The organism is Pseudomonas sp. PvP001 (genome assembly GCF_040546375.1).
Classification (GTDB): Bacteria; Pseudomonadota; Gammaproteobacteria; order Pseudomonadales; family Pseudomonadaceae; genus Aquipseudomonas; species Aquipseudomonas coleopterorum.
On the sequence record NZ_JBEPNQ010000001.1, the window covers coordinates 4,418,385 to 4,442,336 of the forward strand.

Genomic DNA, 23,952 nt, shown 5'->3' on the forward strand with positions numbered 1-23,952 from the left:
TCGCCATCGCGGCGGTAACTTTCCTCAATCAATTCAAGTACACAGAAGGATTTGGCAATGACTGATTCGCCGCGCATCGACAGTGCTTCCAAGGGAGCGAATCTGGTTCTGGTGGTCGAAGACGAAGCGCTGATTCGAGAGTTCGTCTGCGAACTGCTGGGCGAAGAAGGTTGGAAGACCGAGGGTGTCGAATCTGCGGACCACGCGCTCGAATTCCTGAACAAGCGTTCCAACGAAGTCGGTCTGTTGCTGACGGATATCCTGATGCCCGGCAGCATGAACGGCGCAGGGCTGGCGAACTACTCGGCGCAAACCTGGCCGGAAATTCCGATCATGATCATGTCGGGTCACGAAACGCCCGAGAGTTCTGGTGTCACCATTCCGGTGAGCTTCGTGCGCAAGCCGTGGACCCTGGGCCAGTTGCTCGACGGCGTCGAGAAGGCCCTGGGCACCGTGCCGCGCGCCGTCAGCTAGGACAGGCGCCGTTGCCTTGAGCCCATTGGCGGGCGGTGGTTGCAATCTGCTTCGCCAATTGATCGATCACCCGCTGATGTGCCACCACCAAGCTGCTCAGTTCAACTCCCGCCGTTTCACGGATCTGGCTTGCACAGGTCAATGTACGGCGCGGCTGCGCACCGCCGCGCATTCCCAGACTCCACACCACGTCGACCAGCGCATACTGACCCGGTAGCGAATCGAAACGTCGTACGTCGGTTTGGACGGACAGCACGGGCTTTTGCGCATCCTTGGGCAACCCAGCCAGGTCACGCGTCCCCAACTGGCGTTCCAAACGATCGGTCAGAGCGTCGTGAAACTCATCGGCCAGCGGCGCGCTCCAGCGATCGTTCTCCAGAATCGTCAGATTGCCGCGGTCCTGACGCACCACCAACTGCGGCTGGTCGACCTGCACAGGCATGCGTACCGCGAGCATTTCGAACTGGAACGACGGCGCAGCCAGGCGCGAGGGTGCGCTCGGCGCAGTGTCCTGCAGCGTGTAGTAGTGGGTGACCGGCGAACTGCAGGCACCCAGGCCCAGGCCTGCGGCCAGTATCAGGCTGCGTTTGATCATGGTTGAGCTTCCGGTTGGATTTCACGTGAAGTCTTGCCCGGGCTGCGGAAGGCGTCCGGTTCACCCTGTTTGGTACGGCCGCGAATCAGCGCTTCGGGGTTGCGGCTGAGAAAATCGGTCAGCACCCGTACCGAACGGGCGGTGCGCTGGACTTCGTCCATGGCCTGGCTCAGCTGCTGGCGCTCCGGCGAGTCGTCGGCGAAGGTGGAGTTGGCCGCGGCCAAGGTCTTCTGGGTCTGTTGCAGGGTGCCACGCATCTGCGGCAGGACCTCGGCGTTGACTTGGCGCAGGGTCTTCTGCATTTCGCTCAGGCTGCCGTTGAGGTTGTTGGCGATTTCATCCAGCGGCAATTTGCTGATCTTGTCGACCACGCCCTGCAACTGCTCCTGCACCTTGTCCAGACTGCCGGGCACGGTGGGAATGCGCAAAGGGCGGGCGGCGACGTCGAAAGCCACTGGCGCTGCGTTGGGCAAAAAGCTCAGGGAAATGTACAACTGCCCGGTAATCAGGTTGGCACTGCGTGCCTGGGCCCGCAGACCCTGTTTGACGAATGCCGACATCAGCTTCGCCGAGCGCTCATCGTCCTCGGTACCCATTTCCTTGAGCAGTTTTTCGTGGGCCTTGCCCAGACGATCCGGGTAGATCACTGCGCCGACCACACTGGGAAAGCTCTTGGTCTTGGCGTCATAGTCCAGGTTCACCGATACCACACGGCCGATGTTCACGCCCAGGAACTCCACCGGGGCGTTGACCGCCAGGCCGCGCAGCGACTGGTTGAAGCTCATGCTGATGTAGCGCGGTTCGCCATCGGGCGGCGCCAGGGCGGTTTCCTGATCGGCGAACAGGTCGAAGCGCGAGCGCTCGGTGGCCGGAGTCGCGTTGGGGCTGTACTTGGGTTCGACGAAGGCGACACCACCGGCGAGGATGGTCGAGAGCGACTCGGTGTTGACCTTCAGCCCACTGGCACCGACGGTCAGGTCGATACCGCTGGCGTTCCAGAAGCGCGTGTCGGTGGTCACGAACTTGTCGTTGGGGGCATGGACGAAGATTTCCACATCGACACCCTTGCCGTCTTCGGCCAACTGGTAGGACACCACCTGGCCGACTTCGATGCGGCGGTAGTAGACCGGCGAACCGATGTCCAGCGAACCCAGGTCCTCGGTGTGCAGGGTGAAGCGCTTGCCTTGCTCGCCGTAGGTGATCGCCGGCGGTGTTTCCTTGCCGACGAACTGCCGCTTGCGCTCTTCGGAGCTGCCGGCGTCGGCGCCGATGAAGGCGCCGGAGAGCAGCGTATCCACGCCGGAAATGCCGTTGGCGCCGATGCGTGGGCGCACCACCCAGAACACCGAGTCCTCGGCGGTGAAGCCTTCGGCGGACTTGTTCAGGTCCACTGTGGCGACCACGTGGCTGCGGTCGTCGCTGAGGGCAATGGCGGTCACCTGCCCGATGACCACGTTCTTGTATTTGACCTGGGTCTTGTTGGCCTCCAGGCCCATGGCGGTCTCGAAGCTGATTTCGATCTGCGGCCCGGCATTGAGGCCATTGCTGATCAGCATCGAGGCGCCTACCAGCGCCGCGATGATCGGCACGATCCACACCAGCGAGACATTGAAACGACGCGTCTTGACCGCCGGTGCAGCGGCAGGGGACGCGGGAGTGGAACCTGGACGATCAGACATCTTCAACCTCTACATCCCAGATGAGCCGGGGATCGAAACTCATGGCGGCAAGCATGGTGAGTACCACCACCAGACCGAAAAACACGATACCCAGTAATGGGTCGATGGAACTCAGCGAGCGAAATTGCACCAGCGCGGCGACCAGTGCCACCACCAGCACGTCGAGCATCGACCAGTAGCCGATCAGCTCGATGAAGCGATACAGGCGGGCCCGCTCGCGCATGGCCCAGTGGCTCTTGCGCTGACAGGTTACCAGCAGCATGCCCAGGATCAGGAACTTCATGCAGGGCACGACCACGCTGGCGAAGAAGATCAGCACGGCGATGTCCCAGGAGCCGCCATGCCAGAACTCGATGACGCCACTCATGATGGTGTTTTCGCTGGCGTTGCCGAACATGTTGGTGCGCATCACCGGCAGCAGGTTGGCCGGGATGTAGAAGATCAATGCTGCGATCAGCAGCGCCCAGGTCCGGGCGATGCTGTCGGGTTTGCGCGCATGGACGGTGGAGTGACAGCGCGGGCAATGGTGCTCGCCTGCCTGGCACACATGCCCGCAGGTGTGGCACAGCACCAGGCCCAGTTGCCGCGCGTAGACCGGTTCGCTCATCGCAGCTGGCCTTCCAGATCGTCCCAGAGTCGGCGGATGCCCTTGCCGGAAATGAGGATCAACAGCACCGTGACCATACCCAGTGCCCAAAGGCCGAAGCCGGGGTGTACGTCGAGCATACCCGCCAGTTTGATGATGGCGACCAGAATGCCCAGCAGGCAGACTTCCAGCATGCTCCAGGGACGCAGGTGTTCCAGCGCGCGCATGCAGGTACGAAAGCCGGGCGCGGCGCGGCCGGCGGTGGCGAAGCCGAGCAGCCAGCACAGCAGGCAGATCTGCAAGAGGGGCGCGAGAATGATGGTCAACCCGGTCACCGCGGCCATCGGCGTGATGCGGCCCTGGGCCAGGGCTTCCACCGAGGCGAGCAGGGTGGCCTGATTGCTCAGCCCTTCCATGCTGATGCTGATCACCGGAAAGGCGTTGGCCAGAATGAACAGCATGGCTGCGGTCAGCGCCAGGGCGAACAGCGCCTGGATGCTCAGGCGCTGGCCACGTTCGAGCACCGCGCCACAGCGCGTGCATTCGGCTTTCTGACCATGCGTCAGGGCCACCGATTCGAACAGCGAATCGCAGTGTTCACAAATGATCGAGCGGGAAGAGGTGTTCATTCGACAATGGGCATAGATGAAAGCCTGAGGTCAGGGGCGCGCATTTCCCCAGATTAGACACGAACTGTCTAGTCCAGTGGCGCGGTGCCATGAGTATCTGAGTCATGATAAAGGCGTGCGTTCCGTCTGGCGATAGCTATAGAAGCCAGGTCATTCGCGGCCTGTGGTTTGCGGGCGTGGACCCTGTCAGCACCCAATGGCATGACATCTGGAAATAATCTCGCTTGTGAGCGGCGTTCGCCAGACTCGATACTTTCGGCACATTCGCCGTCGAGCACCGTCATGGCCCTGGATTACCGATTCACGCCTGCCTTCGAAAACCCCACCGGCTCGGCCATACGCGAGCTGTTCAAGTACCTGTCGGTGCCGGGCATGATTTCCTTCGCCGGTGGCTATCCGGCGTCGGCGTTCTTCGACGAGTCCGGCCTGCGCGAAGCCGCGGAGCAGGCCATGCGCGAAGCCCCCCTGGACTGTTTGCAATACGCCGCCACCGAAGGCTTGCCGGCGCTGCTCGAACAGTTGGTGAGTCTGATGGCGCGGCGTGGCGTGGCCGTTGGGGCGGACGAGTTGATAGTGACGACCGGTTCGCAACAAGGCTTCGACCTGTTGCTCAAGGTGTTGCTGGCCCCCGGCTCGTCGGTACTGGTGGAATGCCCGACGTATCCGGCGGCGCTCCAGGCGTTGCGCCTGGCCGGGGCGCAGGTGCTCAGCGCGGCCACCGATGCCGACGGTCTGGACACCGATGCCTTGGCGCAGCAGCTGGCAGGGCGTGCGCGTGGCGATGTCGCGATGGTTTATTGCGTGCCCACCTTCGCCAACCCCACCGGCGCCTGTCTGCCCCTGGCGCGGCGTCTGGCGCTGCTGAAGCTGGCAGTCGCGCACGATTTTCTGGTGGTCGAAGACGATCCTTACGGTGCGCTGCGCTTTGCCGGCGAGGAAGTGCCTTCGCTGTTGGCGTTGAGTCTGCAGGTGGAGGGCGCCGAAGGGCGGGTGATCCATCTGTCCAGCCTGTCCAAGGTGCTCGCGCCAGGGCTGCGCGTGGGCTGGATGGTGGCGCCTGCGGCGGTCCGCCAGCGCTGCCTGGTGGCCAAGCAGACCGTGGACCTGTGCACCTCGCCCTGGGCGCAGCGCATCGCCGCCAATTACCTCGCGGCAGGGGCGCTGGAACGGGCGCTGCCGGGTCTGGCGCAGGGCTATCGGGAGAAGTGCGAGCGCATGCTGGCTGGGTTGCAGCCGTTGGCGGAGTATCTGCAGGTGAGTGCGCCGGCAGGCGGCATGTTCGTCTGGGGCCGTTGCCTGCATGGCCTCGACGCCAAGGCATTGCTGCCACGGGCGATCGAGCAGAAGGTGCTGTTCGTGCCCGGCAGCGCCTTCTACGGCCAGGACCCGGACCCCAGCAGCATCCGTCTGTCGTTCGCCGCCCCCGGGTTGGCTGATATCGACGAAGGCCTGCACAGGCTCCGCCGCGCGTTCGAGCACTAGGGTTCGCGGCGAGGCCGGAACAGGGGCACGCGGTCAGTGTAGCAGCGGCGCAAGCCGCGTCGGCGGTGCGTGCGGTATGCCTGGATGAACGCGGTGAGGCCAGAACTGGGCTACGCGGTCGTTGTAGCAGCGGCGCGAGCCGCGTCGGCGATGCACGCGGTCTCGACCCATCACTGGCCCAACTTCCAACGCCCGATCAGAAGAACACTTTCACCAACAAACTCGCCGTATTCTGATTGGTATCGAAATAACGACTGTCCTTGATCCCATACTTGTTGTCCCAATAATCGTATTCAAACCCTACATACACTTGCTGCGCGCCTTGACCCAAGGCCTTGCCAAGGTCGTATTTGACCTGCGGGTTGAAATGCAGATTGGCGTGGTACTCGCCATGCTTGTTCGAATCGTTGCCCACCACCCAGTCGGCGAAGCCGTCGATGAGAATGTCCGAACGACCGACCGGCAGGGTATAGGACCACACCGGTGTGATCTGCCAGACATTGTCCCCGGCGCGGCTGCCTTCGGTTTGACGGTTATAGAAATTCAACTGGAAATAATCGAACCCCGGCAGATCCAGGTCGACGGCCGGACCGATCAGATATGACTCGTTATCCCCTTCGCCAAACTCATAGGTCATGGCCAACAGCACATCCTTGATCGGACCGAAGCGGAACGTGCGATCGAAGATCTTGTTCATCGACAGGCGCGGGCTGAACTCACCGTAATAGGTGTTGTTGCCGTTGGCACCATCGGCTTCGCCATTGTAGAAAATCTTGTCGACGAACAGAAAGTTGTCTCCGTACTTCCAGGCATCGGCATGTTCGTAGGTCACGGTCTGCTGGTGGCTGGGGTTGACGGTGTAGTCCTTGCCCACCAGGTAGGTCAGGCTGTTGCTCTGCCACTGCAGCCAGTCGCCAGCGGCCATCGCGGTGCCGGCATGGGCCAGGCCGGCAGCCAGAAACAGGCTCGGTAGTGTGGTTTTCATTCAATCGCTCTCAGGTCAAATAAGTGTGGTAGTTGTGTGGGCACTCTAGTGGCGCCTCTTTTTTTGTCCCGAAGGTCAACTTGTAGTTGCCGCCGAACGCGCGCAACGCGTCCGCGGACTGGTCATCCGAGTTAGCCAGTTTTCGTCCGGGCGGATAGATTCGTCAGTGTTCAGTGATGCAGCAATTAACGCGGTTCAGCCACTTCGCACGCCGCGCCTTCCAGCGGCGGCGCAGGGTAGGGGTTTGCGTAGCCACTGGCAAGCCGCATTGGTTTTATGGTTTCAGTCTTGATCAGGGCAACTAAGCCAGCCGTCCTTATAATGGTTAGGCGCCCTGTGTCATGCCCCGGAAGTTACAATGACGGGTCGAGCGACAATAAGTCGCACGCCTCGAAGAAGAACTCGTCGCAGTTGTTGCCCGGGCCTTTGCGATCCACGATGAGAAAGTCATCCTGATCGTGCAGCGCCAATACCGGGTGATGCCAGACACCCTTATGGTAATTGATGCCCTGACGACCATCGCTGATGAACGCGTGCACGTCTTCGCTGCGCGGGACGTCGCCGGCTGGTGCCACCACGATCAGAAAGGCGTTGCCCAACAACGGAATGAACGCCTGACTGCCTAGTGGATGACGTTCGAGCATGCGTACGGTGAGCGGCATCGGCAAGGTGCGGGCGCGGAAAATGCTGATCACGGCCTGATCCTGCTCGGTGCCCAGCTGCACGTCCGCCAGGCGATCGAAGCGTTGGGTCGAACCGTTGTTGATCAGGAAGTGTGCGCTGCCCTCGGTTTCGATCACGTCGCCAAACGGGGCAAACGCGGCCTTGGTCAAGGGTTCGATCGGTAATGTACGCATGCTGGGTCCTATTATGAAGTGATGCTATCGGGCCAGAGTGCCCAGCACTCGCAGTCGGCTCACACCGCCGTCGGGGAAGACGTTGAGCCGGATGTGCGTGATCGGCCCCAGTGCCTTGATCTGCTCCGCGAAGCTGTGCTCCTGGTGCATCTGCAGCTTCTGGCTGGGCAGCAGTTCACGCCAGAAGAGGCTCTGGGTCTCGATCTGGCTGTCGGTCCCGCCCTTGACGAACGCACCCTGGATCGAACAGCTGTCCGGGTAGTTACCCTTGAAGTGCAGGGTGTCGACGATCACCTGCTGCACCACGCCAGGATGCCCCAGGGCCACGATGACCCAGTCGTTGCCAGGCGTACGTCGCCGTGCGGTTTCCCAGCCGTCGCCCATGTTGATGCCACGGCCGGGATTGAGCAGGTTGCTCATGCTCCCGTAGTGTTCGTCCGAGCAGGCCAGCGCGCGTCCGCCGTTGAGAGCGCTGGCGAGGTCGATCTGCTCCTCGTCGCTGGTGCTCGACCAGCTGCGGAACGGCACGCCATACACGCGCAGGCGGGCCACACCGCCGTCCGGGTAGATATTGAAGCGCAGATGGCTGAACGCGCTGTCGTTGTCGATGCTGTGGTAGTGATGGCTATTGCCCTGCAGCTCGACCGCGCTGAGGATTTCGACCCACGGGGTCTGGTCGTCGGGTTCGCCTTCGCTGATGAAACAGGCTTCCAGTGACGCCGAAGGAGGGAAGTTGCCGGTGAAGAACGAAGTGTCGATGTCCACGCCCTTGATCGAGCCCGGCGCGCCAAGGCGGATCACTGCGCTGTCATAGCCTTCGAAGCGCTTGCGCCGCGATTCCCAGCCATCCATCCACTTGCCGTTGTCGTCGAAGACGCCTTCCTTCCACACCGCCGGGGTGGGCTGGAACAGCCGGTTGACGTCGGCGAACCAATCGTCGGTCACTGAAATGGCCCGGGTACCGAGGCGGGCATCGGCCAGGTTGACGTACTTCTGGAACGGTGCGGCGTAGGCTTTCATGAATACGGATCTGCCTTGAACGAGGGTTGATGAACAGTCGGTCCGTCACCGCGGGTGCGGCGGCGGGGCTATGGGGTTACAGGGCTTGCAGGCGAAACAGGGCAATCTTGTCGATCTCGCGTAGGGCGCAGGCAAATTCGTCTTCGGGGGAATGATCGATCCGCGTTTCGAACGCCGCCAGGATCTGCCGTCGATCGCTGCCCTTGACCGCCATGATGAAAGGGAAACCAAAGCGGGCCCGATACGCATCGTTGAGCCGGGTAAAGCGCTGGAACTCGTCGGGCGTGCACTGGCTGATGCCGGCGCCGGCCTGCTCCTGAGTACTCGCTGCGGTGAGCTCACCCTGCACTGCGGCCTTGCCGGCCAGGTCGGGGTGGGCATTGATCAATGCCAGCAGGGTGGTGCGGTCGGCGTCGGCCACCACCTGGCTCATGCAGGCATGCACTGCCTCGATGTCGTCGCGCTGATCCGGCGCCAGCCGCTCGAATGCCTGTTCGGCAACCCACGGCGAGTGCTCGTAGATGTCGTCCAGCGCTGCGACGAACTCGGCGCGGTTGAGTCGGGAAGGCTGCAGAGTACGAAAGTGGCTCATGGGCGCGGGCTGCCTGGGAAAGGATGAACCTGCTGCCAGTGCCTGGCGATATCGACCCGGCGCGCGAACCAGACCTGCTCGTGGCCCTGGACGTAGTCGATGAAACGCTTGAGCGAGGCCAGACGTCCGGGTCGGCCGATGAGTCGGCAATGCAGGCCGATGGAAAGCATCTTGGGCGCCTCCGCGCCTTCGGCGTACAGCACGTCGAACGCGTCCTTGAGGTAGTCGAAGAAATCGTCGCCCTTGTTGAAGCCCTGCACCTGGGTGAAGCGCATGTCGTTGGTGTCCAGGGTGTAGGGGATCACCAGGTGGGGGCGATCCACGCCGGGTTGCCAGTAGGGCAGGTCATCGTCGTAGGCGTCGCTGTCGTAGAGGAAGCCGCCTTCCTCCATCACCAGGCGACGGGTATTGGGCCCGGTGCGCCCGGTGTACCAGCCCAGCGGCCGCTGGCCGGTGATGTCGGTGAGGATGCGGATGGCGTCGAGCAGGTGCTCGCGTTCCACCGCTTCATCGACGTTCTGATAGTCGATCCAGCGGTAGCCATGGCTGCATATTTCGTGGCCGTCAGCGACCATGGCGCGGATAACCTCTGGGTGTCGCTGCGCGGCCATGGCCACCGCGAAGACCGTCAAGGGGATCTCGGCTTGGCGAAACAGCTTGAGAATGCGCCACACACCGGCACGGCTGCCGTACTCGTACAGCGATTCCATGCTCATGTTGCGCTGGCCCTGCAACGGCTGCGCCGCGACCATCTCCGACAGGAACGCCTCGGACTCGCTGTCGCCGTGCAGCACGTTACGCTCGCCGCCTTCTTCATAGTTGAGGACGAACGACACGGCGATACGGGCATTGCCCGGCCAGTGCGGATGGGGCGGTTGGTCACCGTAGCCGATCAGGTCGCGGGGGTAGTCGAGGCTCACCGAAGATTTCCTTTTATACGTGGCAGAACGCGCTCGAAAAGGCGCCATGGGAAGGCGTTTTCGGGCTTGAATCGATTGTATACAACGGCATGGACAATTTGTAAGCTCGAGTCTCGGGCCGTTGGATGGCCGTATCCTTGCACACACTGTGATGCAGGCTCTTGCAAAGAACCTGCCCAATCGGTCAGCAATCTGCATCGACGCGTGTTTTGCGGCTTTTGTTTTTGCGACGTGTCAGGTGCCACGCCCCATTGCGGCGCGTACCGCACGCTTGCGCTCCACCACGGTGCGCCGTTGGCGCGCCCCCTGAACAGGTGAAATCAACCATGGGACGCTTGACCACGCACGTTTTGGACGCCGCACATGGGTGTCCCGGTAACGGCATTCGAGTGCGTCTGTACCGCGTCGACGGGGAACAGCTGGAACTGCTGGTAACGGCCGTGACCAATTCCGACGGGCGTTGCGATGTGCCGCTGCTGGAGGGTGAGCACTACCGTTCGGGTGTGTATCAGCTGCACTTCGGTGCAGGTGACTACTATCGCAGCCGCGGTATTGTCACCACGGCGCCGGCGTTTCTCGACGAAATCGTCCTGCGGTTCGGCATCGATGTAACTCAGGAGCACTACCATGTGCCCCTGTTGCTTTCACCGTACAGCTACTCCACCTACCGTGGCAGTTGATGGGTTCATTTGAGCCCGAGCTTCTTGCGCATAGCGACGGTGATGCTTTGGCGGGTGCTGAAGAAATCTGCCCAGGGATCGTCTTCAAGCTCCGCCAGGCGTTCGAGTACGCTGTCGATGTCCCACTGGTCGCCGCCCTTGATCTGCGCCACTTCCTCCCGGGTGACCGGCACCGAGACCGGCAAGCCATCCCGCGCTCGCGCCGCATAGGCGCAGGCCGTGGTTGCGCCCAGACCGTTGCGCAGGTAGTCGATGAAGATCCGACCGACCCGGTTTTTCGGGCCGGAGACGGCCGTGAAGCGTTCCGGCATCAGCTTGGCCATGTGTTCCACCACCGCGCGGCTGAATGCCTTGACCTCGTCCCAGCCCAGCTTGCGCGTGATCGGTACCACCACATGCATGCCCTTGCCACCACTGGTCTTGAGGAACGATGCAAGGCCCAGTTCGTCGAGCAGGGTCTGAGTCAGTTGAGTGGCTTCGACCATGCTTTTCCAAGGCAAGGCAGGGTCCGGGTCCAGGTCGAGTACGAAGCGGTCGGGATGTTCGAAATCCTTCGCGGTCGCGTTCCAGGTGTGCAGTTCCACGGTACCCATCTGCACCGCGCCGAGCAGTGCCTGACCATCGTTGATGACCATGGCAGCCTGGCCCGCCTGGTCCTTGTCGAAGGTGAGAATGTGTGGGATCGCCAGGTGGCCGGCGTGCTTCTGGAAGAACAGCTCGCCACCGACGCCGTCGGGCGCCCGCACCAACGCCACGGGGCGTTGCTTGAGGTGCGGCAGCAACCACGGGGCGATGCGCCCGTAGTATTCGGCCAGCTGCATCTTGGTGGTGCCGCTGTTGGCATCGATGACCCGCTCGGGGTGCGTAATGCGCATCTGCCCGACCAGGTCGGCGTCGTCGGCCTTGGTGGCTGCCTTGCGCGGCTTCCGTTCTGACTTGCTTGCCGATTTGGCGGACGTGCCGGATTTGGCCGCTGGCATTTCGGGGGTGATCTCCTTGGCGGGCTTGTCAGTGCGCAAGCCATGGAAAACGGCATGGCGCACGGCGCCGTCGCGTGTCATTTCGGCATAGGCCACTTCCGCCAACAGCGTGGGCTTGAGCCAATGCACGCCACGGGCTTGAGCGCCCGTGGGAGGATTGGCGAGCGCCGGGCGGGCAGTCTCCAACCCCTGCAACTGCGCGAGCAGGGTGCGCAAGGTGGCTTCACTGAAGCCGGTACCGACCTTGCCGGCGAATCGCAACTCGCCGCTGTCGGCATCGTGCAAGCCCAGCAACAGGGCGCCGAACGCGCTGCGGCTGCCCTTGGGCTCGGTGTAGCCGACGATGACGAACTCCTGGCGGCGCTTGCATTTGAGCTTGATCCAGTCGCTGCTGCGCCGCGACACATAGGGGCTGCCGACACGCTTGCCGATCAGGCCTTCCATATCCATCTGGCAAGCGCTTTCGAGCAACGAGTCAGCTGATCCGGCAAGGTCGTCGGAGCACTTCAGCGCGTCATCCGTGTTGGTTTCCAGTACCTTGGCCAAGGCACTGCGACGCTGCTCCAAAGGCACGGCGCGCAGGTCCATACCGTTGAGGTAGGGCAGGTCGAACAGGTAGAAAACGATGTCGCCGCTGCGCTCGTTCTCGAATGCGTTCTGCAAGGCCTGGAAGTCCGGCACCCCGTGCTCGTTGGCCACCACCACTTCGCCATCCAGCCACGCCGACTGCAAGCCCAGGGCAGCGAGCGCCTTGGCCTGGCGCGGCATCTTCGCTGTCCAGTCGTGGCCGTTGCGGGTGAAGAGGTTGATTTGATCGCCGTCGATGCGAGCGACGATGCGGTAGCCGTCGAACTTGATCTCGTAGCGCCAGTCGCCTTCGGGTGCAGAGTCCACCAGTGTGGCCAATTCGGGCTTGAGACTGGCGGGCAAGGCGGCCGCCTTGGCGCCTTCCAGCTGGATGGCTTTGCTTTTGGCGCTTTTGGACGTGGCTTTGGCCGCAGGTTTGGGTACCGGTTTCGCCGCTGCTTTGGTGGTGCGCTTGCGCGGCACCAGGGTGCGCTCGCTGATGACGCTGTCGGGTTCGGCGACGAGCACGTCGTAGTCGGCCAACGGGCGTGCGGCATCGTCCTTGGATTTGATCAGAAACCACTGCTCGCGTTTGCCGGGCATATGAGTCTTGACCAGGTTCCAGGTGCCGCCCAGCTTCTCGCCTTGCAGGACGAACTTGAGCTTGCCTTTTTCATAGGCCTGGCGGGGATCGCCTTCGGGAATCCAGGTGCCGCGGTCCCAGACGATCACGTCCCCGGCGCCGTAGTGCCCGTCGGGAATGTTGCCCTCGAAGCTGGCGTAGTCCAGCGGATGATCTTCGACATGCACCGCCAGGCGCCGAGCCTTGGGGTCCAGTGACGGTCCCTTGGGCACTGCCCAGCTCTTGAGGGTGCCGTCCAGTTCCAGGCGGAAGTCGTAGTGCAGGTGGCTGGCATCGTGTTTCTGAATGCAGAACTGCAATGCCCGCGCCGCCTTGCCGCGTTTGCCACTGCACCCGGCGCCAGAAGGCTCCGGGGTGGCGTCGAAGTCACGCTTGCGGTTGTATTCCTCCAGAGCCTTGGTCATGGTGTTCCTCACTCATGATGCGCTGCCGATGTGTCAGCGCAGGCAGAACAGCGCCACCTGCGGGGCTTCGCCTATCCACTGATGGCTGACGTCCCAGCCGGCCGCAGCCGCCAGTTCGGTGAAGGACTGCACGGTGAACTTGTGCGAGTTCTCGGTGTGCAGCCGTTCTCCGGGTTTGAAAGCGAAGGTGCGACCGGCCACCCGGACCTGTTGGGCTTTCTGGCTGACCAAATGCATTTCGATCCGCTCGTACTCGGGGTTCCACAGCGCCAGGTGGTCGAATGCCGCCTCGTCGAAATCGCCGTCGAGTTCGCGGTTCATGCGCGTCAGCAGGTTCTTGTTGAAGCGTGCGGTAACTCCGGCCGCGTCGTCATAGGCGGCTTCCAGGGTGGCCGCATCCTTGACCATGTCCACGCCGATGATGAAGCGCGCATCGGGCCCCAGCAGCTCGCGCGCCGAACGCAGGAAGCGTACGGCCTGCGGACGGGTGAAATTGCCCAGCGTCGAGCCCGGAAAGAAGCCCACGCGCGGATGACCCTGAGTCTCGGCCGGCAGGTGCAGGGCACGGGTAAAATCGTCCACCAGCGGCGCGATGCGCAGGGCAGGGTAGCGTTGGCGCAGCCGGGCGCTCGCGCTTTCCAGCGCATTGCTGCAGATGTCGATGGGCACGTACAGCGCAATCTGCGGCACCGCATCCAGCAACAGACGCACCTTGTCGCAGGCGCCGGCGCCGAACTCCACCAGCGCCGCATCGTCGGCGACCCACTCGGCCAACTGCGGCGCGATGTCGGTCAGCAGCGCCGTTTCGGCACGGGTCGGGTAGTACTCGGGCAGGGTACAGATGGCTTCGAACAGCTGCGAGCCCTCGGCATCGTAGAAGTACTTCGGCGAGATGGATTTCTGTGCTGCCGACAGTCCGGTGATCACATCGCGGGCGAACTCATCGCTGCCGTCGTTGCGGATGCTGTAGGGCGACACGTCGCGCGCCAGACGCACGCCGGAAAACATCCAGCGGCAGCCGGGGCCGAAGAAGTTGCGGTAGGTGGGGCGGGTGTGTCCAACCGGGGTGATACTGGCGCCGCCACGCAACACCATCTGGTTGATCATGAACTTGCCGTTGTATTCACCGACCGCGCTGACCGCAGGCTGGAAGCCGGGGTAGGCACTGTAGGCGCTCTGCGTCCACTGCCAGGCTACATCGTCGAGTTGCTGCAGTTCTCCGCTGCCAGCGGCGATTTCCCATTCCGCTTCGGTGGGCAGGCGTGCGCCGGCCCATTGCGCGAAGGCAGCCGCTTCGTAGTAGCTGATGTGCACCACGGGTGCGTCGAGTTGCAGCGGTTGCAGCCCGCGCAGGCTCATCTCGTGCCAGGCACCGGCGCGGTCCTGCTGCCAGTAGAACGGGGCATACCAGCCTTCGCTCTGAACCGTGGCCCAACCGTCGGCCAGCCACAGGCCGGCCTGGGTGTAGCCGCCGGCTTCGATGAATTCCAGCCATTCACCGTTGGTGACCAGACGGTCGGCGATTTCGAAGGCCTGGGCGAAGACTTTGTGGCGTGGGCCTTCGTTGTCGAAGGCGAAGCCGTGACCGTCATGGCCGATCTCGACCAGACCGCCGGCCTGGCCAATGAAGCGGCCCCGGCGACCGGCCGTGTCGGCTGGCCAGGCCGGGTCGTACGCCGGCTTGAGCGCCGAGACGCTGAACAGGTGCAGGATGTCCATCAGCAACAGCTCTTGATGCTGTTGCTCGTGGGACAGACCCAATTCGATGAGCGATTGGGCTTCAGTGTCCAGATCGCCGCTGAGCAGGGCTTCCATGTGCCGATCGACATGCGCGCGATAGGCCAGCACGCGGTCCAGTCCCGGACGCGTCATCAAACCGCGCTGAGGACGCGGCTGGCGCGGGCCGACCGCTTCGTAGTAGGAATTGAAGAGGTAGCAGAAATCCGGGTCGAACGGGGCGTAGTGCGGCACTTGTTCAGCGAGCAGGAAGGTTTCGAAGAACCAGCTGGTGTGAGCCAGGTGCCATTTGGCCGGGCTCGCGTCGGGCATCGACTGCGCGCCCATGTCTTCGGCGCTGAGCGGGCTGGCCAGGTGTTCGCTGTGGCGGCGTACCTGTTGGAAGCGCTGCAGCAGGTCGTGCGTAGGGGTAACAGGCACGGCCTGCTGGGAAAGACTGTTCATCAAGAGGCTGCTCCGACGGCTCCGTCGAGGGTGACGGTGGGAAACGGGGGCAGAAGCGCTTTTCTATCGCTTTCCGCACGACCGACGGTGGGCTTCAGCGCCGGACTAAAGGGTGTGACTGTGCAACCGGGAGCAGGTTCGCCCGCTGATCGAAATCCTTGCGCTCGATGCGCCGTTTCACCCTTTCTCTGGCTCGTTTTTCCAGGCCCACCGCGTTGCCCGCCGACGCGGCTCGCGCCGCTGCTACAGGGTTTCCTGCAGTGTTCCGGGGCCACGGAGTGCAGGGGTGCCAATGCGGTGTGCACGGATGCGGATTGCCATGGTGCCAATGGTGTGTGCCCGGACGCGGATTGCCATGGTGCCAATGGGGTGTGCCCGGACGGGGATTGCGGTGGTGCCAACGGGGTGCGCCCGGACGCGGATTGCGGTGGTGCCAATGCGGTGTGCCCGGACGCGGATTGCGGTGGTGCCAATGGGTGTGCCCGGATGCGGATTGCGGTGGTGCCAATGCGGTGTGCCCGGACGCGGATTGCGGTGGTGCCAATGGGTGTGCCCGGATGCGGATTGCGGTGGTGCCAATGCGGTGTGCCCGGACGCGGATTGCCATGGTGCCAATGGTGTGTGCCCGGGCACGGATTGCCACGGTGCCAATGGTGTGTTCCCGGACGCGGATTGCCACTGTGCCACTGCGACGTTCCCACAGGCGCAATGCGGTCCCTGTAGCAGCGGCGCGAGCCGCGTCCGGGGGCGCTGCGGTTGTATGGGCGCTGCGCCTGACCCACAATGCATTGTCAACCAAGGAGTGACGATGAACGCGTTCGAAGACATGCGGCTTTTCGTGCAGGTGCTGGACTCGCGCAGCTTCACGGCCGCCGCCGAGCAATTGGGGGTTTCCAAGCAATACATCAGTCGCCGCTTGATGCAGCTGGAAAATCGCCTGGGCGCACGCCTGCTCAATCGCTCCACTCGCCGCCTGGACGTCACGGCCCTTGGCCAGAGCTATTACGACTCTGCCGTGCGTCTGCTGGCTGAAGTGGAACAAGTCGAGCAGGGCATTGCTGGCCAAGCCGCCGAACCCCGCGGCACGTTGCGGGTGAGTGCGCCGCTGTCGTTCGCCATGGCGCAATTGAGCGCGCTCATGCCTCGATTCCTGCAACGCTACCCTCAGGTCCAGGTCGAAATCGACCTCAGCGATCGCCCCGTCGACCTGCTCGGCGAAGGCTACGATCTGGTCCTGCGCATCGGCACGCTGGAAGACTCGTCGCTGATCGCCCGGCGCATCGCTTCCATCGCCCGCGTGTACTGCGCAAGCCCGGACTATCTGGCCGCGCGCGGCCTACCCACCACGCCTCAGGAACTGACCACCCACGACTGTCTGCCCTACGGCCACGCGCGGCAGGTGCAATGGCGCTTCGAAATGGGCGGCAAGCCGCTGGTGATCGGTGTGAGCGGGCGCATGCGCGCCAACAACGGCGAGTTGCTATGCGAGGCAGCGGTGGCCGGTATGGGAATCGCCTACCTGCCCCGATTCATCGTTCAACACGCACTGGCGTCAGGGCAACTGCAAACCGTACTGGATGAGTTCGTTACCGAGCCCCTGGCCCTCTCGGCCGTGTATCCGCAGCATCGGCAGACGTCACGACCGGTGCAGGTCCTGGTCGACTTCCTGCGCGAACATCTGAGCAATCTCTGAGCATGGCCCGCCGAGTGCGAGCAGCACTCAAACGTGGCTCAGCGCAATTCCGAACGAAACGACGATCATGCAGCACAGGGTCAGGTTGATATTCATCGGTACAAATCCTAGGGGAAATAATGGGACCTATAGTGCTGATCCCGCCCCCTCAGGAAAAATTCCGTTTTTCGATAGCGATCATCGACTTCCGTGATGCAAGTAACGATTCAGCTTCTACGCCGCGGCCGGGACACCACCGACTCGATGTTCTTGCGCCCGATCAATCGAGTCGGCGCTGCGGGCTCTTCGGCCAGCCACTTGTACATCACCAGGCAATCGACCAGCCCCAGGTGAGCATGCCGATAGGCGCGCGGCAGGCGCCCCACGGTCTCGAAACCCAGCTTGTGCCACAAGGCCACCGCCACTTCGTTACTGGCCACCACCGAATTGAACTGCATGGCCAGAAAACCGCTGTCGCGCGCCACCTGCTGCGAGTGCTCGCACATCAGCCGCGCCACGCCTCGACCGCGCGCCGCTTCGCTGACCATGTAGCCGCAGTTGCACACGTGGTTGCCGGGACCCGCCGCGTTGGCCTTGAGGTAGTAACTGCCCAGCAACTGACCCTGTTCATCTTCGGCAACGAAAGTGTGCAGGGGCACCTTCAACCAGGTGTGTTCGGCGGCTTCGCGGTCCATGGCCGGATCGTAGGCGTACGTCTGCTGGCCCTGAACCACCGCATCGAAGGTGGGCCAGAAACGGTCGAAATCGGAAGAGGTCATGGGGCGAATGGTGATCATGGGGCGCTCGCTGCGGATCGGGATCGGCTGCCGAAGACGGTCGCCTGGCACGCACGCCCGGCAACCGCCCCGTGAGACCGGGACGGCGCCTATCCTATCATTCGCCGCAGGCTTTGCAGCCGTTGCACCGGCGCTGCTGGCTAGCGCTGCGCCAGCGTATCGGGCTGCCAGCCGCCGCCCAAGGCCTTGTAGATCGCAACGATGCCGCGATACAACTCGGTTTCACCCTGGGCCTGGGCGTCTTCGGCGCTCAAGCGTTCACGCTCGGCGTCGAGCAGCACCAGGTAATCCGCCGTGCCCTCGCGGTACTGGATCGAGGCCAGCGCTGCCGCCGCGCGACTCGACTCGCTCTGGCGCATCAAGGCCTGCACGCGCTGCTGGCGTTTGCCGTAGTCACTGAAGGCATTTTCCGACTCTTCCAGCGCCAGCAACACATCCTGTTCATAGCTGGCCAGCGCGCCTTCGGCATCGGCGTTGGCTGCACGGATCTGCGCCCGCACGCTGCCCAGGTCGAACGCGGCCCAAGTGATGCTTGGCCCCAGTCCCCAGGCATTGGCGGCGGACGAGCCGATCTGCGAACCGCGGGCCGCGGTGAAGCCCAGGAAACCGCTGAGGCTGACCCGGGGGAACAGATCGGCCGTGGCCACGCCGATCTGCGCGGTGGAGGCGGCCAGTCGCCGTTCGGCACTGCGGATGTCCGGCCGGCGTCGTAGCAGCTGAGTCGGATCACCGATCGGCAAGGCCTTGGCAATGGCCGGCAACTGCGCCGGGCTCAGGTCCACACTCAATTGGTCCGGCCGCTGGCCGAGCAGGGTAGCGATGCGGTTGCGCGCACGCACCTGTTCGGCCTGCAACTGCGGCACGGTCGCTTCGACTGCCGCGAGCCGCGCGTCGGCCCGCACCACGTCCAGTTGATTGCCCACACCGGCTTCCTGCAGGCTGCGGGTGATACCCCGCGAATCCTGCTGGTTCTTCAGGTTGGCCAGGGCGATCTTCTCGCGCAGTTGTGCGCCGCGCAGTTGCCCGTAGGCATCCACCAGGTCGGCGATCAGGGTGACCTGCAACTGCTGCAGGTCGGCCGCCGCTTCGCCTTGCTGCGCGTCACTGACCTCCAACTGCCGCTGGATGCGCCCGAACAGGTCGATTTCCCAGGCCATGTCCAGGCCCAGGTCGTAGCGCTCGGTATTGACCCGGTCACTGGTCTGGCCGGGAATCTGGCTCTTGCCGATCTCGCTGCTGGCGCGGCTGGTCACCACCGGGAAGCGATCGTTGGCCACGTCGTCGCGGATGGCCCGAGCCGCCTTGAGGCGGGCGAAGGCCACGCGCAGCTCACGGTTGCCCTGCAGCGATTCGTTGACCAGGCGGTTGAGGGTCGGGTCGTCGAACTGCTGCCACCACACCGCATCGAACGCCTCGGCGCGGTAGTAGCGAGTGTCCTGGGCCGCCGCCACGCTCGCCTGCAGATCCTGCGGCGCGCGATAGTCCGGGCCCACCGCGCAAGCGGCCAGGGCCAGCACCAGCAAGCTGGGCAGTAGGGGTTTCAAATGACTCATGGTTGTACCTCAAGCGTGAGCGCACGATCCGCCTTGCGGGCCTCGCGACGCTCGACATGGCGACGGATCAGCACGAAGAACACCGGTGTCAGCAGCAAGCCGAAGAAGGTCACCCCCAGCATGCCGGAGAACACCGCCACGCCCATGGCATGACGCATCTCGGCGCCGGCGCCGGACGACAGCACCAGAGGCACCACGCCCATGATGAAGGCGAACGAAGTCATCAGGATCGGCCGCAGCCGCAAGCGGCATGCCTCCAGTACGGCGGCCAGCGGATCCAGGCCTTCCTCCTGTTTGTCCTTGGCGAACTCGACGATCAGAATGGCGTTCTTGCACGCCAGACCGACCAGCACGATCAAGCCGATCTGGGTGAAGATGTTGTTGTCGCTGCCCGCGATCATCACCCCGGCAATCGCCGAGAGCAGGGTCATGGGCACGATCAGGATCACCGCCAGCGGCAGGCTCCAGCTTTCGTACTGCGCGGCCAGCACCAGGAAGGCCAGCAGCACGCACAGCGGGAACACGAACAGCGCAGTGTTGCCCGCCAGAATCTGCTGGTAGGTCAGCTCGGTCCATTCATAGGCCATGCCGTTGGGCAACTCTTCCTTGAGCAGCTTCTCCACCGCTGCCTGGGCCTGGCCCGAGCTGTAGCCCGGCGCTGCGGCACCGTTGATCTCGGCCGTGACGAAACCGTTGTAATGCATCACCCGGTCCGGGCCGGCGGTGTCGCTGACCTTGATGAAGGTCGCCAGCGGGATCATCTCGCCCCGATCGTTGCGCACCTTGAGCTGGCCGATCTGCTCGGCTTCCAGGCGGAACTGCTGCTCGGCCTGGACGTTGACCTGATAGGTGCGCCCGAAGCGGTTGAAGTCGTTGGCATACAGCGAACCCAGGTACACCTGCAGGGTGTCGAAGATATCGCTGATGGCCACGCCGTGGGTCTTGGCCTTTTCCCGGTCGATCGCTGCATCCACCTGAGGCACGTTCACCGTGTAGCTGGTGAACAGCCCGGCCAGCTCCGGCACGCTGCGACTCTTGGCGATGATGTTCTGGGTCTGCTTGTACAACTCGTCATAGCCCAGGTTGCCGCGGTCTTCGATCTGCAGCCGGAAGCCGCCGATGGTGCCCAGGCCCATCACCGGTGGCGGTGGGAAGATCGCCATGTAGGCGTCCTGGATACCGGCGAACTTGCCGTTGAGCTCGGCGGCGATGGCGTTGGCCGACAGGCTGGCGTCCTTGCGCTGATCGAAGTCCTTGAGCGCGACGAAGACGATGCCGTTGTTGGGGCTGTTGGTGAAGCCGTTGATCGACAGCCCCGGGAAGGCGATGGCGTTCTCCACGCCGGGCTGCTTCAAGGCGATGTCCGACATGCGCTTGATCACATCTTCGGTGCGGTCCAGGCTGGCGGCGTCCGGCAACTGGGCGAAGGCGACCAGGTACTGCTTGTCCTGCGAGGGCACGAAGCCGGTCGGCGTGTTGGCGAAACCGAACCAGGTCAGCACCATGAAGCCTGCGTACAGCAGCATGGCGATGCCGCTGCTGCGGATCACCCGCGCGACGGTGCCGACATAGCCGTGGCTGGCCTTTTCGAAGAAGCGGTTGAAGGGCCGGAACAGCCAGCCACCCAGCAGCTTGTCGAGGAACCGGGAGAAACGGTCCTTGGGCGCGTCGTGCCCCTTGAGCAGCACCGCCGCCAGTGCCGGCGACAAGGTCAGCGAGTTGAACGCCGAAATGACCGTGGAAATGGCGATGGTCAGGGCGAACTGCTTGTAGAACTGCCCCGTGAGGCCGGAAATGAACGCTGCCGGCACGAACACCGCGCACAGCACCAGGGCCGTGGCGATGATCGGCCCGGTGACCTCGCGCATGGCCCGCTCGGTGGCGGCCACCGGTTCCAGGCCCAGCTCGATGTTACGCTCGACGTTCTCCACCACCACGATGGCGTCGTCCACCACGATACCGATGGCCAGCACCAGGCCGAACAGTGACAGCGCGTTGAGCGAGAAGCCGAACATGTGCATCACCGCAAAGGTGCCGATCAGCGACACCGGTACCGCCACCAGCGGAATGATCGACGCCCGCCAGGTCTGCAGGAACAGGATCACCACCAGCACGACCAGGATCAGCGCTTCGAACAGGGTATGCACCACCGCTTCGATCGAACCGCGCACGAAAATGGTCGGGTCGTAGACGATGCTGTAGTCCATGCCTTCAGGGAACGACTGTTTCAGTTCGGCCATCTTGGCCCGAACCTGATTGGACACGTCGATGGCGTTGGAGCCAGGCCGCTGGAAGATTGGCAGGGCCACCGCCGGCTGGTTGTTCAACAGCGAACGTAGGGCGTATTGGCTGGAGCCCAGCTCCACCCGGGCGATGTCTTTGAGACGGGTGATCTCGCCGTCGTCGGCGGCGCGCACGACGATGTTCTCGAACTCTTCCTCGGTGACCAGGCGGCCCTGGGTGTTGACCGACAGCTGGAAACTGCTGGCATTGGGCGCAGGCGGGGCGCCCAGCTGGCCCGCAGCGACCTGGCGGTTCTGTTCGCGAATGGCGGTGACCACGTCGGTGGCCGTCAGGTTGCGCGAAGCGGTCTTGTTCGGGTCCAGCCAGACACGCAGCGAATAGTCGCCCATGCCGAACAGCTGCACGTCGCCGATACCGTTGAGCCTGGCCAGTTCGTCCTTGATGTTCAATGTGGCGTAGTTGGACAGGTAGAGCATGTCGTAGCGCTGGTCCGGGGACGTCAGGTGGACCACCATGGTCAGGTCCGGCGAGGCCTTGTCCACGGTGATGCCGATCCGGGTTACCTCTTCAGGCAGCTTTGGCTGAGTGCGGGTCACACGGTTCTGCACTTGCACCTGGGCGTTGTCCAGGTCGGTGCCCAGAGCGAAGGTCAGGGTCAGGGTCAGCTTGCCGTCGGCGGTGGACTGCGAGGACATGTACAGCATGTTCTCCACACCGGTGATGGCCTGCTCAAGCGGCGCGGCCACCGTCTCACCGATGACCTTGGGGTTGGCACCGGGGAAACTGGCACGCACCACCACGGTCGGCGGCACCACTTCGGGGTACTCGCTGATTGGCAGCTGGAACAGCGAGATAGCGCCGGCGATCAAGATGATCAGCGACAGCACGGCGGCGAAGATCGGCCGCTTGATGAAGAATTGAGAGAAGTTCATCGCAGTGATCCCTTAACCGCGTGGAGTCGAAACGCTGGCAACCTTGACCGGCGTTGCGGGCGTGTTGCTGGCTTCCAGGGCCTGACGCTGTTCGGCGAGGGCGGCGAGGGTGGCGGGGCTGGCCATCTGCGCCACCTCGGGATCGACCTGGGCACCGGGCCGGACACGCTGCAGACCATTGATGACGATGCGGTCACCCTTGTTCAGGCCGCTGCGCACGATGCGCAGGCCTTCCAATTTGGGCCCCAGCTCGATGCTGCGGTAGGCGGCCTTGTTGTCCGGGTCCATCACCAGCACGAATTTCTTGCCCAGGTCGGTGCCCACCGCTTCGTCCTTGATCAGCACGGCCGAGTAGGTGGCGCTGCCCACCAGTTTCAGGCGGGCGTACAAACCAGGGGTGAAGCTGCCGTCCTTGTTGTCGAACACGGCGCGACCGCGAATGGTGCCGGTCTTGGGGTTGACCTGGTTGTCGACGAAGTTCATGTGCCCCAGGTGCGGGTTGCCGGGCTCGTTGGAGAGGCCCAGGTAGACCGGGGTGGTCTGGCCACGCTGACCTTGCCGGGCCAGTTGGGTGTACTTGAGGTACACCCGCTCGTCGGCGTCGAAGTAGGCGTACACCTTGTCGGTGGAAACCACGCTGGTCAGCGGAGTGACGTCGGCGGTGACGATATTGCCGGCGGTGATCTCGGCGCGGCTGACGCGGCCGCTGATCGGCGCTGTCACGCGGGTGAAGCTCAGGTTCAGGCGGGCCAGGTCCAGCTGCGCCTGAATGCCAGCCAGCGCGGCGCGCGATTCCTGCGCGGCGCTGCTGCGGGTCTCGGCCAGCTCGGCGGAGATGGCGTTGCTCGCCTGCAGGCGCTGACCGCGCTGGGCTTCGTTGTCGCTGCGCACGGAATTGGCGCGGGCCTGTTGCAGCTGCGCTTCCAGGCGCCGCACTTCGGCCTGGAACGGCCGCGGATCGATCTGGAACAGCAGGTCGCCCTTGTTCACCAGGGCGCCCTCGGTGAAGGCTACCTGGTCAATCTGGCCCGACACGCGTGGACGGATCTCGACGGTTTCCGGCGCTTCCAGGCGTCCGGTGAACTCGTCCCATTCATTGACCGGCTGTTCCAGCACCTGAGCCACGGTGACCTTGGGAGCAGGCGGGGCCTGGGCAACGTCTGGCGTTTTGCCGCAGGCGCTGATCACCATCAGCGCAAGGGCCGCCAACGGGAAACGCAACGGAGTGAGTGACTGGTGCATGTGCAGATCCGCCAATTGAGTTAAGGGAGCATTAACGATGGGGCGGATGATGCGGCGCGGGCGCGACCATCGACGAATCGAATGGTTCGAAGGTAACTATCAGCGTGAATGATGAACACTGCACAAAGTGCTTGATTTTCAGGTAGATACTAAGCTTGCTATCGATCTCGTCGATAGAGGCCCGACGGCGGGTTGGGCGCGGACGGCACAGGTATACAATCTTTGAAATACTTTCCCG

At 63.5% G+C, this 23,952-nt stretch carries 19 protein-coding genes; 4 read left to right on the forward strand and 15 right to left on the reverse strand.

The window, feature by feature from the left end; genetic code table 11:
• Positions 1-57 precede the first annotated feature (57 nt).
• Positions 58-474 carry a response regulator gene (locus tag ABMD26_RS20310; protein WP_049859902.1) on the forward strand — a complete coding sequence of 139 codons (417 nt, stop codon included), beginning with the start codon at positions 58-60 and terminating at the stop codon, positions 472-474.
• Here ABMD26_RS20310 and ABMD26_RS20315 read toward each other — a convergent pair.
• From ABMD26_RS20315 to ABMD26_RS20330, 4 genes are read right to left on the reverse strand one after another with little or no spacing between them, the layout of a single operon-like run.
• Entirely contained in the window at positions 467-1,069 is a 603-nt protein-coding gene (locus ABMD26_RS20315) for a PqiC family protein (RefSeq protein ID WP_134721786.1), read from the reverse strand. The two genes, ABMD26_RS20310 and ABMD26_RS20315, sit on opposite strands and share 8 nt — an antisense overlap.
• On the reverse strand, positions 1,066-2,748 hold the full coding sequence (locus ABMD26_RS20320; protein ID WP_134721787.1) for a PqiB family protein: 1,683 nt from the start codon (positions 2,746-2,748) through the stop codon (positions 1,066-1,068). Before ABMD26_RS20320 ends, ABMD26_RS20315 begins: the two co-directional genes overlap by 4 nt.
• Positions 2,741-3,355, reverse strand: coding sequence for a paraquat-inducible protein A (locus ABMD26_RS20325; RefSeq protein ID WP_122743385.1), 615 nt, complete (start codon positions 3,353-3,355; stop codon positions 2,741-2,743). Before ABMD26_RS20325 ends, ABMD26_RS20320 begins: the two co-directional genes overlap by 8 nt.
• Positions 3,352-3,963, reverse strand: coding sequence for a paraquat-inducible protein A (locus ABMD26_RS20330; protein WP_056842256.1), 612 nt, complete (start codon positions 3,961-3,963; stop codon positions 3,352-3,354). The genes ABMD26_RS20325 and ABMD26_RS20330 overlap by 4 nt, the downstream gene beginning before the upstream one ends.
• 282 nt (positions 3,964-4,245) lie before the next feature.
• Here ABMD26_RS20330 and ABMD26_RS20335 point away from each other — a divergent pair, with 282 nt between their 5' ends.
• Positions 4,246-5,445 carry an aminotransferase-like domain-containing protein gene (locus ABMD26_RS20335; protein ID WP_354311434.1) on the forward strand — a complete coding sequence of 400 codons (1,200 nt, stop codon included), beginning with the start codon at positions 4,246-4,248 and terminating at the stop codon, positions 5,443-5,445.
• Positions 5,446-5,641: 196 nt separating this feature from the next.
• Here ABMD26_RS20335 and ABMD26_RS20340 read toward each other — a convergent pair whose 3' ends face one another.
• The 5 genes from ABMD26_RS20340 to puuE form a co-directional block, all read right to left on the reverse strand.
• Entirely contained in the window at positions 5,642-6,430 is a 789-nt protein-coding gene (locus tag ABMD26_RS20340; RefSeq protein ID WP_354311437.1) for an outer membrane protein OmpK, read from the reverse strand.
• 353 nt (positions 6,431-6,783) lie between these two features.
• Positions 6,784-7,287: an ureidoglycolate lyase gene (locus ABMD26_RS20345; protein ID WP_134721790.1), complete on the reverse strand. Its 504-nt coding sequence runs from the start codon at positions 7,285-7,287 to the stop codon at positions 6,784-6,786.
• A 24-nt stretch (positions 7,288-7,311) separates the two neighbouring features.
• A complete protein-coding gene (alc, locus tag ABMD26_RS20350; RefSeq protein WP_090358938.1) occupies positions 7,312-8,307 on the reverse strand; it encodes an allantoicase in 996 nt (331 codons plus the stop codon).
• Between the two features lie 76 nt (positions 8,308-8,383).
• Positions 8,384-8,899 (reverse strand): 2-oxo-4-hydroxy-4-carboxy-5-ureidoimidazoline decarboxylase, encoded by a 516-nt coding sequence (gene uraD, locus ABMD26_RS20355; RefSeq protein ID WP_134721791.1) that lies wholly within the window; start codon positions 8,897-8,899, stop codon positions 8,384-8,386.
• Entirely contained in the window at positions 8,896-9,819 is a 924-nt protein-coding gene (gene puuE / locus ABMD26_RS20360; RefSeq protein WP_134721792.1) for an allantoinase PuuE, read from the reverse strand. The genes uraD and puuE overlap by 4 nt, the downstream gene beginning before the upstream one ends.
• A gap of 326 nt (positions 9,820-10,145) precedes the next feature.
• Between puuE and uraH the strand changes: the two genes are divergently transcribed.
• Complete coding sequence (gene uraH, locus ABMD26_RS20365) at positions 10,146-10,499, forward strand: hydroxyisourate hydrolase (protein ID WP_134721793.1); 354 nt, start codon at positions 10,146-10,148, stop codon at positions 10,497-10,499.
• 5 nt (positions 10,500-10,504) lie between these two features.
• Here uraH and ligD read toward each other — a convergent pair whose 3' ends face one another.
• Entirely contained in the window at positions 10,505-13,093 is a 2,589-nt protein-coding gene (gene ligD / locus ABMD26_RS20370) for a DNA ligase D (protein ID WP_134721794.1), read from the reverse strand.
• A 33-nt stretch (positions 13,094-13,126) separates the two neighbouring features.
• Positions 13,127-15,274 carry an ergothioneine biosynthesis protein EgtB gene (gene egtB / locus ABMD26_RS20375; RefSeq protein WP_354311442.1) on the reverse strand — a complete coding sequence of 716 codons (2,148 nt, stop codon included), beginning with the start codon at positions 15,272-15,274 and terminating at the stop codon, positions 13,127-13,129.
• An 808-nt stretch (positions 15,275-16,082) separates the two neighbouring features.
• Between egtB and ABMD26_RS20380 the strand changes: the two genes are divergently transcribed.
• Positions 16,083-16,967, forward strand: a complete 885-nt coding sequence (locus tag ABMD26_RS20380) for a LysR family transcriptional regulator (RefSeq protein WP_134721796.1) — start codon at positions 16,083-16,085, stop codon at positions 16,965-16,967.
• Between the two features lie 206 nt (positions 16,968-17,173).
• Here ABMD26_RS20380 and ABMD26_RS20385 read toward each other — a convergent pair whose 3' ends face one another.
• The 4 genes from ABMD26_RS20385 to mexE all read right to left on the reverse strand — a co-directional run bounded on the left by ABMD26_RS20385 (position 17,174) and on the right by mexE (position 23,714).
• The gene (locus ABMD26_RS20385) at positions 17,174-17,743 is read right to left on the reverse strand and encodes a GNAT family N-acetyltransferase (protein WP_049859917.1); all 570 of its coding nucleotides are present in this window, start codon (positions 17,741-17,743) and stop codon (positions 17,174-17,176) included.
• A gap of 140 nt (positions 17,744-17,883) precedes the next feature.
• Positions 17,884-19,296, reverse strand: a complete 1,413-nt coding sequence (locus tag ABMD26_RS20390) for an efflux transporter outer membrane subunit (protein WP_134721798.1) — start codon at positions 19,294-19,296, stop codon at positions 17,884-17,886.
• On the reverse strand, positions 19,293-22,472 hold the full coding sequence (locus ABMD26_RS20395) for an efflux RND transporter permease subunit (RefSeq protein ID WP_049859919.1): 3,180 nt from the start codon (positions 22,470-22,472) through the stop codon (positions 19,293-19,295). Before ABMD26_RS20395 ends, ABMD26_RS20390 begins: the two co-directional genes overlap by 4 nt.
• Before the next feature lie 12 nt (positions 22,473-22,484).
• On the reverse strand, positions 22,485-23,714 hold the full coding sequence (gene mexE, locus ABMD26_RS20400) for a multidrug efflux RND transporter periplasmic adaptor subunit MexE (RefSeq protein ID WP_049859920.1): 1,230 nt from the start codon (positions 23,712-23,714) through the stop codon (positions 22,485-22,487).
• Positions 23,715-23,952: the final 238 nt, after the last annotated feature.

Coding starts and splice junctions, on each gene's coding strand:
- mexE (WP_049859920.1), bottom strand. CDS start 23,714: ATGCACCAGTCACTCACTCCGTTGCGTTTCCCGTTGGCGGCCCTTGCG.
- ABMD26_RS20310 (WP_049859902.1), top strand. CDS start 58: ATGACTGATTCGCCGCGCATCGACAGTGCTTCCAAGGGAGCGAATCTG.
- ABMD26_RS20390 (WP_134721798.1), bottom strand. CDS start 19,296: ATGAGTCATTTGAAACCCCTACTGCCCAGCTTGCTGGTGCTGGCCCTG.
- ABMD26_RS20385 (WP_049859917.1), bottom strand. CDS start 17,743: ATGATCACCATTCGCCCCATGACCTCTTCCGATTTCGACCGTTTCTGG.
- ABMD26_RS20330 (WP_056842256.1), bottom strand. CDS start 3,963: ATGAACACCTCTTCCCGCTCGATCATTTGTGAACACTGCGATTCGCTG.
- alc (WP_090358938.1), bottom strand. CDS start 8,307: ATGAAAGCCTACGCCGCACCGTTCCAGAAGTACGTCAACCTGGCCGAT.
- ABMD26_RS20380 (WP_134721796.1), top strand. CDS start 16,083: ATGAACGCGTTCGAAGACATGCGGCTTTTCGTGCAGGTGCTGGACTCG.
- uraH (WP_134721793.1), top strand. CDS start 10,146: ATGGGACGCTTGACCACGCACGTTTTGGACGCCGCACATGGGTGTCCC.
- ABMD26_RS20345 (WP_134721790.1), bottom strand. CDS start 7,287: ATGCGTACATTACCGATCGAACCCTTGACCAAGGCCGCGTTTGCCCCG.
- egtB (WP_354311442.1), bottom strand. CDS start 15,274: ATGAACAGTCTTTCCCAGCAGGCCGTGCCTGTTACCCCTACGCACGAC.
- ABMD26_RS20395 (WP_049859919.1), bottom strand. CDS start 22,472: ATGAACTTCTCTCAATTCTTCATCAAGCGGCCGATCTTCGCCGCCGTG.
- ABMD26_RS20335 (WP_354311434.1), top strand. CDS start 4,246: ATGGCCCTGGATTACCGATTCACGCCTGCCTTCGAAAACCCCACCGGC.
- ABMD26_RS20325 (WP_122743385.1), bottom strand. CDS start 3,355: ATGAGCGAACCGGTCTACGCGCGGCAACTGGGCCTGGTGCTGTGCCAC.
- uraD (WP_134721791.1), bottom strand. CDS start 8,899: ATGAGCCACTTTCGTACTCTGCAGCCTTCCCGACTCAACCGCGCCGAG.
- ABMD26_RS20315 (WP_134721786.1), bottom strand. CDS start 1,069: ATGATCAAACGCAGCCTGATACTGGCCGCAGGCCTGGGCCTGGGTGCC.
- ABMD26_RS20340 (WP_354311437.1), bottom strand. CDS start 6,430: ATGAAAACCACACTACCGAGCCTGTTTCTGGCTGCCGGCCTGGCCCAT.
- ligD (WP_134721794.1), bottom strand. CDS start 13,093: ATGACCAAGGCTCTGGAGGAATACAACCGCAAGCGTGACTTCGACGCC.
- ABMD26_RS20320 (WP_134721787.1), bottom strand. CDS start 2,748: ATGTCTGATCGTCCAGGTTCCACTCCCGCGTCCCCTGCCGCTGCACCG.